The 13,540-nt window shown below is 63.0% G+C and carries 13 protein-coding genes; all 13 read left to right on the forward strand.

Annotated elements, in window-relative coordinates; translation table 11 throughout:
- The coding region (locus HMPREF9697_RS19815; protein ID WP_002719047.1) for a hypothetical protein at positions 1 to 283 on the forward strand (283 nt) is incomplete at its 5' end.
- A gap of 3 nt (positions 284 to 286) precedes the next feature.
- On the forward strand, positions 287 to 2,995 hold the full coding sequence (locus HMPREF9697_RS20230; RefSeq protein WP_002719048.1) for a transglycosylase SLT domain-containing protein: 2,709 nt from the start codon (positions 287 to 289) through the stop codon (positions 2,993 to 2,995).
- A complete protein-coding gene (locus HMPREF9697_RS19825; protein ID WP_002719049.1) occupies positions 2,992 to 5,589 on the forward strand; it encodes a hypothetical protein in 2,598 nt (865 codons plus the stop codon). The genes HMPREF9697_RS20230 and HMPREF9697_RS19825 overlap by 4 nt, the downstream gene beginning before the upstream one ends.
- Positions 5,586 to 5,810, forward strand: a complete 225-nt coding sequence (locus HMPREF9697_RS19830) for a hypothetical protein (protein ID WP_002719050.1) — start codon at positions 5,586 to 5,588, stop codon at positions 5,808 to 5,810. The genes HMPREF9697_RS19825 and HMPREF9697_RS19830 overlap by 4 nt, the downstream gene beginning before the upstream one ends.
- Positions 5,807 to 8,239, forward strand: a complete 2,433-nt coding sequence (locus HMPREF9697_RS19835; RefSeq protein WP_002719051.1) for a hypothetical protein — start codon at positions 5,807 to 5,809, stop codon at positions 8,237 to 8,239. Before HMPREF9697_RS19830 ends, HMPREF9697_RS19835 begins: the two co-directional genes overlap by 4 nt.
- A gap of 41 nt (positions 8,240 to 8,280) precedes the next feature.
- The gene (locus tag HMPREF9697_RS19840) at positions 8,281 to 8,973 is read left to right on the forward strand and encodes a hypothetical protein (RefSeq protein ID WP_002719052.1); all 693 of its coding nucleotides are present in this window, start codon (positions 8,281 to 8,283) and stop codon (positions 8,971 to 8,973) included.
- Entirely contained in the window at positions 8,970 to 10,724 is a 1,755-nt protein-coding gene (locus HMPREF9697_RS19845) for a hyaluronate lyase N-terminal domain-containing protein (protein WP_002719053.1), read from the forward strand. Before HMPREF9697_RS19840 ends, HMPREF9697_RS19845 begins: the two co-directional genes overlap by 4 nt.
- A gap of 9 nt (positions 10,725 to 10,733) precedes the next feature.
- Entirely contained in the window at positions 10,734 to 11,030 is a 297-nt protein-coding gene (locus tag HMPREF9697_RS19850) for a hypothetical protein (protein ID WP_002719054.1), read from the forward strand.
- The gene (locus HMPREF9697_RS19855) at positions 11,014 to 11,259 is read left to right on the forward strand and encodes a hypothetical protein (RefSeq protein ID WP_002719055.1); all 246 of its coding nucleotides are present in this window, start codon (positions 11,014 to 11,016) and stop codon (positions 11,257 to 11,259) included. The genes HMPREF9697_RS19850 and HMPREF9697_RS19855 overlap by 17 nt, the downstream gene beginning before the upstream one ends.
- A gap of 30 nt (positions 11,260 to 11,289) precedes the next feature.
- Positions 11,290 to 12,420 carry a M15 family metallopeptidase gene (locus tag HMPREF9697_RS21130; protein ID WP_157223259.1) on the forward strand — a complete coding sequence of 377 codons (1,131 nt, stop codon included), beginning with the start codon at positions 11,290 to 11,292 and terminating at the stop codon, positions 12,418 to 12,420.
- Positions 12,417 to 12,680: a hypothetical protein gene (locus tag HMPREF9697_RS19865; protein ID WP_002719057.1), complete on the forward strand. Its 264-nt coding sequence runs from the start codon at positions 12,417 to 12,419 to the stop codon at positions 12,678 to 12,680. The genes HMPREF9697_RS21130 and HMPREF9697_RS19865 overlap by 4 nt, the downstream gene beginning before the upstream one ends.
- A gap of 16 nt (positions 12,681 to 12,696) precedes the next feature.
- Entirely contained in the window at positions 12,697 to 12,996 is a 300-nt protein-coding gene (locus HMPREF9697_RS19870; protein WP_040308467.1) for a hypothetical protein, read from the forward strand.
- A 2-nt stretch (positions 12,997 to 12,998) separates the two neighbouring features.
- Positions 12,999 to 13,391 (forward strand): hypothetical protein, encoded by a 393-nt coding sequence (locus tag HMPREF9697_RS19875; protein WP_002719059.1) that lies wholly within the window; start codon positions 12,999 to 13,001, stop codon positions 13,389 to 13,391.
- The last annotated feature ends 149 nt before the right edge of the window (positions 13,392 to 13,540 follow it).

The raw sequence follows: 13,540 nt of genomic DNA on the forward strand, positions 1-13,540 counted from the left end.
GCAAACCGATGTCAATCTGACGCGCGCCGGCGCCGCGATCGAGGCGGCCAATGCCCAGACGACGGCAGCGAATATTCGCGGCCAGGTCGCCGGACAGGAAGCGAATTCGCTGTCGAACCTCGTGTCGTCGATCGGTATGCGCATCAAGGGCGATGCCGACATGACCGCCGGCATTCTCGGTGCGGGAACAGCGCTTCTGAGCGGTGCGGCCGGTCTTTCAAAGGGTGGTTTCAGCTTTCCGAGTTTCGGGTTCAATCCGGTTGCTGGCCTTACGGGAGCTTAATTCATGGCTGGTGGACTGCCCGACTATCAGGAACGTGTCACGCTCGGCGGCGCGCCGTCACCGTCGATCCAGCCGATCCCGCTGCAGCCGATGCCGCATTTCGGCGACACGTCGGCTATCGGCAAGGCGCTGTCAGGCCTTGGTGCCGAGCTCACGACCGTCGCGACGAAGCTGGCCGAGGGGGAGCAAAACACCAAGGCCTCGGAAGCGATGGCCGGCTTTCTGCAGGACCGTGCCGAGCTGACGGATCGCTACAGCAAGGATCCGGACTACACCACAGCCGGGCAGCGTTTTCAGGAGGACATCACTTACGCGCAGCGTAATCGCCTCGAGGGGATCGACGATCCGACCTTGCGTGCCAAGACCAGCCTCGAAATGACGCGCGATACCATCACCGCGTCGAACAAGGTGCAGACGGCGCAGTTCAAGCGGCAGGCGGACATCAACGTCGCCGCGCTCGACCAGAACGGGCAGGCGTCGCTTGCCGAGGCGATCGATGCGCAGGGACCGGAGCGGCAGGCCGTCATCGAGCGTTATGCGCGCGATGTCGAGCGGCTGCGCGCCGCCGGCTGGATCACCGCCGAAAATGCCGTGCAGCGCGGCATGCTGTTCAAGAACAATCTCGACAGCGCCGACATCATCAAGTTGGTGCAGACCGATCCTGCCGCCGCTGTCGTGGCGCTGAACGATCCCGCGAAGTTTTCCGGGTTGGATCCGACCAAACGGGCATCCTATCTGGTCGCCGCCGAACAGCGCGCGGATGCGGCCGCGACGTCGCAACTGACTAACACTGCTGCGTTTCATCCGGAGGCTGCTTCGCTCGCGGCCGGCCGCGTCATCACGCCGATGGCCGGCCAGAAGATTTTCGACAACGGCATTGTGCCGATCGAGAGTGATAGCGATCCCAAAGCGGTGTCGCCCAAGGGTGCGCTTGGGCTAACCCAGATCATGCCGGATACGGCGCGTGAGGTGGCGGGCAGGCTGGGCCTGAAGGATGTCGCCGCGCTCGATGATAATGCGCTGAAACAGCGTCTGCTCGACGATCAGGATCTCAATCTCCGGCTTGGTCGCACCTACTGGAACCAGATGGTGTCGCGCTACAACGGCAACGTGGTTCTGGCCGCCGCGGCCTACAATGCCGGTCCTGGTCGCGCCGATAACTGGCAGAAGATCGCCCAGGACAAGTTCGGGCCCGCGCCGTCGCCGCAGCAGATTGCCAGCGTCGTCGACATCAAGGAAACGCAGGACTATCTGGCGAAGCTGTATGGCCGCTTCGGTGCGCCGATGGACGTCAAGTTTTCCTCGCCGACGGCCGCGCTGTCCGCCGTGAATTCTGTCGGCTCCGTGCTGCAGCAGCAGCAAGCCCGCGAGGACACCATCGTGAAGGCGCAGGCCGCCGCGGTTGCCTCGAGCGACCCGCTGACGCAGCTCCTCAAGGATGGCTATGACGTCGCGCCGGCTCGGATCCAGACCTACCAGGCCGCGCAGCAGGATGCCGCCAATCGCGGGGATGCTGCTGCGGCCGGTCGGCTGCGCGATCTCGATTACGCTCTCCGTATGCAGCCGATGGTTCGGCGGGCCTGGTCGACACCGCCGGTCGATCTCGACACCGCGATCCACAATATGGAAGCGCGCCTTTCTGCACCGGGCGCGAATGTGACGCAGGACCAGACGAATGCTCTCACCGCGTTCAAGGCGGTGCGTGATGAGCAGATCAAGCGTCGTGACGTCGAGCCGGTGACGCTGGGCGGTCAGGATGGCGCCCGGTATTACACGCTCGAGCCGATCAAGCCGGATGCACCGCTCGACGACAATCTGATCGGTGCCCTGAAAAATCGCGACGCCCAGGCACAGACCGCCAATCGGGTGTTCGGCGGCAACGGCTCGCCCTTCACCAAGCAGGAGGCGCTGGGCTGGAAACAGCGTTATGCTGACGCCACACCGCAGGAGCGCGGCGAGATCCTCGGCACGCTCGCGCGCGGTCTGTCTCCGGACAGCCTGTCGGCGGTGCTGCCTCAGATCATCAAGGGCGAAAATTCGAAGTCGCAGACCCCCGCGTTGACGATCGCGGCCGGGCTCTACAACAGCGCCCCCGATGTTGCGCAAAGCATCATCGAGGGCATGAATGCGCAGGATGCCGAAAAGCGATATTTGCCGAGCGGGTCCGATGCCAACGCTAAGGCGTATCAGGTGCAGAAGGACCAATATCTGCCGCTCGGCATGTTCAACCGCGCAGCCCGTACCGATCCGTCTGGGCCTTACGCCGCGCTGTCGGCCGCGATCGACGCTCGCTATGCGTTCCTGTCGGCGCAGGCGAAAGACACCACGGGCGCCGTCAGTTCGTCCCGCTTGCAGCAGGCTATCAGCGATGTGACCGGCGGCGTGCTCTACCACAACGGTGCACCGCTGATTGCGCCGGCGCGTGGCATGGATCAGCGCGTTTTCGACGGCGTGATGACCGGCCTGACGGATGACAATCTCAAGGGTGCCCAGACCACCAGCGGCAAACACATCACCGCCGATTACGTGCGCGGATCCGGAAAGCTGCAGTCGCGCGCCGACGGCACCTATTATCTGCAGCTCAACCAGGACAACGCCAATCCGCAGTATGCCGTCACGAAAGGCGGAACCCCGTTTGTGCTGGATCTGCGCGGCCGTCAGCCGGTGCAACGCTCCATCGATCCATTCACCAACGCGGCGCCGCTGCCATGAGCCTCGATCTGTTCGCGTCTCAGCTCGCCGCCGCCGATCAGGATGTCGCGCACAACGCGGCGCGTTTCCTGCCGGCAGGTTTCGGCGAGACATTCGATGTCGCCTGGCGCAGCGGCACGGAATTCAACAATTCGATCGGCTACCAGCTCGCGCGCACGCGGGCGCTCGGCGATTATGCCGATGATATCTACCAGAAAACCGGCGAACGCTTGCCGTCTCTGGCCGAGCCCTCGGGCGAGCTGCAGATGTACGGCGCAACCCGGCCGCCGCTTGAGGTTTTCAACGAGGCGCAGGCCAAGCTGCAGGAAAAATATCCCGGGCTCGATTACCTGTCGCCGCTGACGGATGAGCGCATCAACCAGATGGCGCTCGACCGCATGCGGAAGGCTCACGACGATGCCGCCGCCATGCAGTCGCGCGAAACGACGTGGGGCGGCATGCTGGGCGGCCTTACAGGCGCGCTGGCGGCGGGTTTTAAGGATCCGGTGCTGGTCGCGACGCTGCCGCTGGGCGGCGTCGGCGAAGCCGGCATCGCGCTGCGCGCCTTGGAATTCGCTGTGATCGGGGGCGGCACCGCTGCGGCGTCGGCTGCGATCGCCGCGCCAAATCGCGAGGCGGCCGCGCCGGGCTCCTCGAGCGAGATCCCGGGCGAGATCCTCGGTGCCACGATTGCCGGCGGCCTGCTGGGTGGTGGTTTCGCTGCGCTGGGAAAACTATTCAAGGCTGGCGGCAAGACGCTGCCGACGGCCGCGCGTGAGGATCTGAACGCAGCGACATCGGAGGCGCAGCTCAACGCTACCAACCCGTTTCCGGCGGCAGCCGGCGATACGATGCATCGCGATAATTTGACCGCAGCGACGCGAGCACTTGTGAGTGGCGAGCCTGTCATTGCGTCAACCGATCCAGCCGTCATACGGGCATATCGCGAGCAGTTCCGTATCCCAGAAAATGCAGTGGCTCTCTCCGAGGTGCAGCTTGCCGATATCGCCAAAAGCGTAGGGAAATTCGAGGAGCGCGCGGCATCGGCGCGCACAGTTCTCGAAAAACGCGATGTCGAGATCACGGGCCGCGAGGTCGCCAATATTGACCGGGGCGGCGTGCTTGATGGGTTAGGCAGAGACGTTGCCGAAATTCAGGGCGAGCGCAATGCGTTGCAGGGGCGTATTGATGCGCTGTCACATGATCCGGAAACCGCAGGGCGTCTGGCTGCGATCGAGCAGGATCTGCAAGCTCCAGCCTTGTCGGCGGCTCGCAGGTCCGATCTCGAGCGTGAACGTGATCTGATAACGCAAACGCTCGGCGGTACCGAAGCGGGCAATGCGCGCGAACTGGCCTCTTTGCAGCAGCAGGCCGAGGGTCTCGATGCATTGCTGCATCGTCGTCAGACGGCCCTTAATCGCTTGCAGGCAGTGCAGGATCGGGCCACGTCCGGATCGAAATCCGCGCGCGCCTCCATCGATCGTGAGCGTAGTGCCATCGAAGCAACGCTGATCTCGCACCGTGAATTTGTGGGTTCTGATCTCCGCCGGTCCATTTCCAGGCTTGCACAGGAAGGATACGGCGTTCGGCTTGATCGCAGCGAAGCGCAGGATTTGGCCGATCTTGTCATGAGCCGCAATGCGCATTCGGAAGATTTGCGCTTTGTGACGGATACATTGGCTGCGCGTGCATCGGAGGCGCTCGACGCGCGCATGGCGGAAGCCGGCGAGCGCTTTCTACGCCCGGAAACTTTCGGGGAAACACCTGATGTTGAGCTGTTCTCTCCAATGCCTGGTGCGGCTCCACAGGGTTGGCGTCCACCCTTGCCAGACTTGCCGCAAGGCGCAACGCTCGCCGATGAGATGCAGCACGGGCCGCGTCTGGTCGGCCTCGATGATCGGCCGGACGATGCGATCGCATGGCTGCGCGAGGCAAAGACCGGCCAGGTCGACAGCGCCGTCATTCATCCTGACATCGGACCTATAGATTTCGTCTACGGCGAAACGCGCGGCCAGGGCGGCGGTTACGGCATCGCCAAGATGGCTGAGGAGCACGCCGATTTCCTCGAGAACATCGGCGACCGCCTGCGCGGCATGAAGGTGTCGAACGAGGGGGTGAAGCCCTGGCGAAACGGGCAGGAGATCGTGCTGGCGGATGCCAACGGCCGCGCCATCATCAAAACTGAATGGGACGGCGAGAAAACGCGGTTGCTATTCAACGGATTTAATTATGGGGGTGAGCGGCGGCCTCCCAAGGGTAGGGCCCGGAGCCCTGAGAGTGAAGGGCCCGCTCCACAATCCCGGGCCCAGTCGTCGCTCAGTGACAATATAGGCGCCGATCGTCGGCTTGTCGATGCGGCTCCCAGGGACTTTTCGGCGGCCGAGATCGCTCGGCTGGGCGATGATGTAGAGGTGCCGAAGGCTCTCGACCACGACGTCGAGCACATTCTGGCGGCCAATCCGGAAGCCGAGATCAGTTTTCAGACCCGGCTCGATGATGGCAGCTACAAGCTCGACACCATGAAGCTGGCGGATGTCTTGAAGCAGCTCGATGCCGAAGAACAGGCGGGCAAGGAGCTTCTGGCCTGCGCGATCGGATTGGAGGCGGCCGAATGAGCTTAACGATGAAAGACCTTATGCAGCCAACGGCGGACAAGGCTGCCTATGTGCGAGGTTTCGTGCAGTGCCTCACGCTTCAGCGTTGTCTTGGGTTGCTCGATCTCACGACGTTCTTTGCGTTGCTTTTCGAGGCGGGCATTGGTTTTCCTGACGTGATGCGATCGGGCTTGAATGAAGAAGAAATTATCCAGCTTCGGGAATGGTGGAAACTAAAATGAGCGTTCGCGATTGTCTCGACAAGCTCGTCAAGCAAGGCAAGTTCACGCGCTCGCAGGCTGCGCGCGCGGATGCGCTGTGGCGGCGTTATCAGAACAAATTCTCGCTCGACATGCCAGCCGCACAGGCCGATGCCGCGGCGGCGCTGCAGGCGGCACGCGAGATAATGCAATCGAGCCGGCAGAAGAAAAACGCCGTTGCGCTGCAGGTGAAGCGGCAGACGGCTGCCGAGCAGTCGCAGATGGCGCATCCGTGGGGCCCGGCCGCCGGCGGCATGGCGGTGCTGACACGCGACATCTACCGCCTTGGTGGTGAGAACGTCGACACCCGCGCGCAGACGTTGCGCGAAATCCTGTTTTCGAAATTCAATGCCGGTATCGAGGCCTATAAATCCTCGCTCGCCGGCATCAAGCAGGACACCGCCGGCGTGCGCAATCTCGTCGCCGAGCTGTTCGGCGTCGACAGCGGCGACGCGATCGCGAAGGCGGCCGCGAAAGGCTGGAAGGATGCGACCGAATGGGGCGCGAAATTCGTGCAGTCGGCCGGCAAGATTTTCGAGGAGAACGAGAACTGGCGGCTTCCGCAGTTCTGGTCGGCCGACCGCGTGCGCCGGTTCGGCATGGGCGATGAATTCAAGCAGGACGTTCTCAATGCGATCGAGACGGGCGGCCTGCAGATCTTCGACAAGGAACGGCTTGAGTTTGCGCAGAACACGGCGCGCATCGGCGAGCTGGTCGACAAGGCGGCACGCGACATCATCACGGAGGCGGGTGGTGCGCCGGCGTTCTCCAAGGAAATGCGCACTTTCCATTTCGCCGACGGCAAAGCTGGCTTGGACGCCTTCATGGCGCTGCAGGACAAGTATGGGTCCGGCCAGGACATCCTCGCAACGCTGACCGGCCACCTCGGCGCGATGGCGCGCGAGGGTGCGCTCGTCGATATGCTGGGCCCGCAGCATGCCTCGACCGTCGCCATACTCGAGAAGAACGCCCGCACCTGGGAAAATACCGGCAAGCAGGGTCGCTCCAAATTCCAGCCGGCGCGCATGCTCGGCATGGAGAGCGCGGCCGCGATCGAGCGGACCTATTCGGTGCTGTCCGGCCGCGCCAACGGCGTCGAGAATGCCGCCTGGGGCGGCTTCATGGGCTCGCTGCGTTCGCTGATGGCGGCTTCCTCGCTCGGCACCGCGACCGTCTCGGCGACGATCGGCGATAGCGTGACCACATTGTTGGCTTCTCGCTATAACGGCCTCGAGGGCGGCAAGGTGCTCGGCCGCGCGATCGAGACGATCTTTGCCGAAAATCCCAAGATGAAAGAGGATGCTGCGCGTCTGCTGGTGACGGGCCACGCAATGTCCGACCACGCGATCGGCACGCTGCGCTACACTGACCAGATGTTCACGCCCGAGCTCGTGCGCAAACTCGCCGACGGCGTGATCCGGTTGTCCGGCCTGACGGCATGGACGGAAGGCGTCAAGAAAGCCTTCACGATGGAATTCCTCGGCTTTATCGCCCGCAATGCCGACACCGGCTATGCGGGGCTCGAGGAGCCATTCCGTGCCTTCCTTGATCGCTACAGGATCTCGGCGAAGGAATGGGATCGTCTGCGCGCGATACCGATGACCGAAGTTCACGGCGCCAAGTTCTTCGACAGCTCGCGCGCGATGTCCGATGACGGCGTGCGCCGGCTTTACGAGGGCGTCCTGCAGGAGCGCGCGATGGCGGTGCTCGAGCCGGATGCGCGCGTGCGCGGTTTCACCACGCAGGGCAACCGCGCCGGCAGCTTCATGGGCGAAGTGTCGCGATCGCTGACCATGTTCCAGTCGTTCTCAATGACCATGGTGATGACGCACATGATGGCGCTAGCCGTGAAGGATGGCGTCTCGGGCAACCGCGCGCTGAACAACGCGCTATTTTACAGCGCGCACATCCTCGCCGGCGCGGCGATCGTGCAGTCGCGGCAGATGCTGCAGGGCAAAGACCCGATCGACATGCACCATGCGAAATTCTGGTGGCAGGCGGCCGCCCAGGGCGGCGGTGCCGGCTATTTCGGCGACCTGATTTCCGGCGTCACCGGCGCGGCCGATAGATCCGTGGCCGGCAAATTCAGCGGCCCGATCGGCGGTTTCATCGACGATGCCTCGCAGTTCGGCAATGCCATCGTCAACCGTCAGCCGTCGGCGGCCGGCAAGGGGATCGAGCTGGTCAAGCACATCACGCCCGGCAGCAATCTGTGGTTCTCACGGCTGGCGACCGACCGGCTGATTTTCGACCAGCTCCATCGCGCGCTCGACCCGGACTATCTGAACGGGTTTTCGCGCCGCGCCCAGCGGGCGTATAAGGAATACGGCCAGCAATACTGGTTCCCGCAGGGCGAGACGACGCCGGCACGGGCGCCCGCGCTGGGGGCGGCAATCGGTATCCAGCAATAGACCACGGTTGACGCCGTGCCGCCCGACATAGGCTGTCCGCCATGACGGTCGGGATCGAAAGCCCATATGTCGAGGTGATCTATGACGGTTCGCAAAGCGAATTTGCGAGCCTGTTTCGCGCGCTCGACTCTGCGGACGTTCATGTGGGCTGGCTCGACGATGACGGCCTGCCTGTCTGGCTAACGTCTCCCATTCACTTCACCGCCTCGCTGGTGTCGGGAATGGCCGTGGTCCAGCGGGTTGCCTTCCCGGAGGCGTCTCCGGTGTCCCCGCTCACGCTGGTGTTCGAGCGCATCACTCCGCCGGTGCAGGCAGTCGACTTCACCAACCTTGGCCGGTTTGATCCAAAGGTGCATGAGCGGCTCGCTGACGCCAGCGCCATGCGGGATGCCGAGCTCCGCAGCAAGCAGGCGCGCACGCCGACGCCGTTTGCGGTGTCCGATCTGGTGGTCGACTTCCGGCCGCGCCGTGTCAAGGCAGCGGATCCGCTCGATCCCGAGGATCTCGTCACCAAAAGCTACAGCGATTTGCACACTGGCACCGCCGGCGCCGAGCGGGCCGAGGCTGCCGCCGATCGCGCCGATGCCGATGCAGCGCAAACTGCCGCCGATCGCGAAGCGGCCGAGATTGCATCCGCAGCGGCCGTCACGGCCGCGCATATTCTCGGCATGCCGGATGACGGCTTCTACAATGAGGCAACCGATACCACGATCGACGACGGGATCTATGCATGAGCATTCAGCGACAGCTTATTCGCGGCAATACGGCGACGATCGAAGCGCTCACGCCTTTGCCGGCGCAGGTCGGTTTTGACACCGACAAGCATGAGCTGCACGTCGGCGACGGCGTGACCCAGGGTGCTGTGCGCCTCGCGAAAAAGAACATTGCCGACAGCGCCGCGCCCGCGCAGATCACCGCTGACACCAACGATTACAATCCCGCGAACCAGAAGCATGCGCGCACGCTGCTGCTGACGACGGATGCTTTTCACGACGTCACCGGCCTGGTGCCGACGACGGTGACGGATGACATCGATGGTCGTGAGATCACGCTCTACAACAACGGGGCGAACAATTTCCGCCTGGTCGACCAGAGCCCGGCCTCGAGCGCGGCCAACCGTTTCGATCTTGGCGGCGCGTCGTTGACGCTCGCGCCGAAAACCTCGGCCACGCTGCGCTACAACAAGACCGCGCTGCGCTGGTTCCTGATCGCGCAAACTGTCGGCTCGTCTGTCGGCTCCGGCTCCGTCATCGCGATGACGCTGGCCGCCTCGTCGCAGGGCTATTCGATCATCAACGGCACGATCTCGACCAGTGTGTCTGGTGGCGCGCTCACCGTGAAGATCAAGACGCTGGCGGGCAACGATCCATCAGCGCTCGATCCGGTGCTGATCAAGATCCGCAACAATTCGCTCGCCGCCGGCGGCTTCACCGTCTACACGCTGACGGCCGCGACATCGTTTGTTGTGTCGAACGGATCGTCGCTCGGGGTCAGCGGCGCTGCCGTTGCTTTTCGGCTATGGCTGGTGGCATTCGACGATGGCGGTACGTTCAGGCTCGGCATCGTCAATTGCCTCCTGGGTGCATCCGAGCTGCCGTTGCTCAGAACGGACACGCTCGCGAGCTCGACGGCGGAGGGCGGCGCGGGCGCGGCCGACAACTCCGGCGTGTTCTACACTGGCACAGCCGTGGCTTCGAAATCGTTCGAGGTTCTCGGCTATCTCGATTATCCGGCAGGCCTCGCCGCTGCGGGAACGTGGTCGATCAATCCCACGACGATCCAGCCCTATCGTAATGGCATTCCGTTGCCTGCCGAGCGGCTGATCGATGTTTCGAATGGCAAGATTTTCACGGGCCGTCTCCCGGTTGCCGACAACGCGCAGATGAAATGGGATCTGTCAGGTGGCACCGCTAAAATCAATCCGCAGCCGACGCTGGTAGGCTACGCGCTTCCAGCCGGTACTGACTTCAACAGTGTTTTGGTAACAGGGTTATACGGCTTTGTTGGTGGCGGCACCAATGCCAATGCGCCGGACGGGCGTGTGGCAGACTATTTCTCTCTACAAGTCCTTTCATGGGATGGTACGGCCTATCTCTATCAGCGTGCAACTGCAGTGACGGGTATGCGCGCTTCCTATGAGCGCACGATGCAGTCTGGCGTATGGGGCGCATGGCGCCGGATCGATCGCGATGATGCCAGCGTGGCGAAGGCCTGGGTAAGCATCACCGGCAGCACCGGCGCAATCGTTAAATCCTACAACGTCTCGTCAGTGACGCGAACCGCCACCGGCCGATACACGGTCAATTTCACCACGGCAATGGCCGACACTAGCTACGTTGTCGCTGGCTGCATACATGAAAGCGCAGGCCTTGGCGTATCATTCGAAACGCAGAACAGTTCTCTCGCTACTACAAGCGTCGGTGTTTGCGTTTCCGCAGGTGCATCTACGCGAGACGGCAATTGCTATGTCGTAATCTTTGATTGAGGAGGCGACGTGACCAAAATTATCTATCCGATCGACGGCAAAGTCGCCGTCGTTTTCCCAACAGGAGAGCTGCCTGTCGATCAGGTCGCGCTTAAGGACGTGCCTGCGGGGCTGCCGTTTCTGATCGTTGACGACGCCGACGTTCCCGAGGACTTCAGTTTCAGCGATGCGTGGGTTGCAGATTTCAGCAACCCGGACGGACATGGCATCGGTCATGATGCCTGGGCAGCACAGCAGGCGGCCGCGCTCGCGCAATTGCGGGAAAGCCAGGCGCCCAAGGAGAGCCAGGATGTCGATCACGATTGATATCAGCAAGGCGCGCGAGATCCAGCGCGGCCGGATGCGTGATGCGCGCGGGCCAAAACTGGCCGCGCTCGATGTCGCTTTCCAGCGTGTACTGGAAACAGGCGCAGATACATCGGCGATCGTGGCACAAAAGCAGGCTTTGCGTGACGTTACCGCAGATCCGGCGCTCGAGGCTGCGCAGACATTGGACGCGCTCAAGGCTGTCTGGCCCGAGATCCTCAACGGTTGACGCGGGCCGTTCGACGGCATGCTGCGGGCCATGACACAATGGCCGAAAGACAACCAGACAGCGCGCAATGCCTTCTACGGAGACCCCGGCAAGCGGGCCGTCGCGCCGCAAATGGTGCCGGTCACGCCGCCGTTTGCGATGTACTACGAAGGCCGCCGCATCAAGACGATCATGTTCCATCGCAAGTGCGCATCCGCGCTGCTCGCTGCGCTGAACGAGATCTGGGATTACTGCCAGCACGACCAGGCCAAGATCGACGCCGCTGGCGTCTCCAAATTCGCAGGTGCCTACAATCGGCGCATGGTGCGCGGCTCGGCGACGAAATGGTCGAACCACGCCTATGCGGCCGCGATCGATCTCAACGCCGAGGAGAATGGCCTCTACGCCAAAGGAAACATGCCGCAGTTCGTCATCGATGCGTTCTGCCGGCAGGGTGCGATGTGGGGCGGCTGGTACACCGACCGCAAAGATCCCATGCATTTCGAATTCGTCGACAATAGCGGCCGTGAGCCGCTATCGCCACCGCCGGTTTTCAGCGCTCCCGTGGCGCTGCTGGATGTGTCGCCGGTCGGCGACGATACGCCGGCCGTCGAATTCGCCGAGGACCATCCGTCGCCGTCAGGCGTTTCATCCGCAGGATACAGCGTCGACGTCGAGCTGGTGCAGAAGAAGCTCGATCAGCTCGGCTACTACGAGGTGGGCGACGTCGACGGCCGTTGGGGCGGAAAGACGCGGGGCGCGATCGCTGCGTTCATGAACGATCGTTGCCAGCCGACCGACGGGACGATCTCGCCGGCCGTCACCGCCGAATTGAGCCGGGCGATCGGTGAGGGCTGGCAGCGCCCGATTGCATCGCAGCGCGCCAATACGACCGCAAAGGATCTCGCGCCAAGGGTCGAGGCGGTACGGCAGGGCCTGCTGCAACGGTTCTGGGCAAGGATCACCGCCGGCTTTGCGGCGATCGGGCTCACCGGATCGAGCGTATCCGGATATTTCGAGGCCGCACGCGACAAGCTGCAATTCGTTCGTGGTGCGCTGTCGCACATCCCGCCGGAGGTCTGGTTTCTGCTGCTGGGAGCCGTTGCGCTGCTCGCCTGGTACAGCGCGCGCAAGACGCTGCAGACGACGGTGCGCGACTACAACACCGGGAGGCTCAATTGATTTCAGCATTTGTCGGCGATCTGGTCGCCAAGATCACGCTGCGGATGATCCTGTGGGCGGTGCTCGTGATCGCCGTCGTCATCGCCGTGCTGATGATCCGGTCGCATTGGATTGGCGTCGGGGAGGAGCGGATGGCCGCTCGCATCGCCGCGCAGGACGAGGGGGCGCTTCAAAATGTCAAACAGGCCAAGAAGGTCATTGATGAGTGTTATCGCGCTGGCAGCCGCTGGAATGCTACTAGCGGGCTGTGCGAGCGGTAACAAAGATTTTTCGTCGATGACTGGGACGAAAGGCGACGGCCAGGCCGGCGCCTGCGCCGCGTTCGATCGACCGCAATTCCGCGTGCTCGGCAAGACCGATTACGATCAGCAGTGGGTCGACAAACAGACGGAAGCCGGGGTTGCAGGTTGCGGCTGGGAGCGTCCGTCAGAACGGCCGCCGGAATGGGACAAGCCGTTGTCTGGTCCTGTGAACGCTGTCGAGCAGCAGGCACCTGCGAAGAAGAAGCCCGGCGTCTGGTCGCGCGTGAAAGCGAAATTCAAGAAGAAGCCGCCCGCCGCGGCTGGTCAAGGCTGACGATGGAAAACGCGTCGACCATCCTCGCCGGCCTGGCCTTGCTGGTGACGGTCGGTCATCTGATCTTTGGCGGCGGACGAGGCTTGTCCGCCCAATTCTCTGAGCTCGACAAATCCCTGACGCAGGATATCGCCGAGCTTCGCAAGGAAGTCGGCGAGAAGCAGAACGCGGCCGAGGCGGTGACACATGATGCGATCATGGGGATCCGCCAGCAGATGCATGACATGCGGGCGGAAGGTCTCGAGTATCGCATCAAGGCGGCTGAAACGTACATGACGTGGGATGCCTATCGCGAGATCTCGCGGGACGTTAAAGAGGACATGAAGGAGGCCTTCGACCGGGTCGAGCGGCGGCTCGAGCGAATCGAAAAGGGGCTGGTTCCCGGTCAGGGGTAGCCGTGCGACCGCGTGCGACCCTTGCCCATATAAAGGCTGAAATGACCCGGTCGGCGTCGGTTGTGCGACCGCTAACCCACTGAATTACCTTGAGAGGCCGATAACTCTTAATCAGCGGGTCGTAGGTTCGAGCCCTACATCGCCCACCA

Source organism: Afipia felis ATCC 53690 (genome assembly GCF_000314735.2).
Classification (GTDB): domain Bacteria; phylum Pseudomonadota; class Alphaproteobacteria; order Rhizobiales; family Xanthobacteraceae; genus Afipia; species Afipia felis.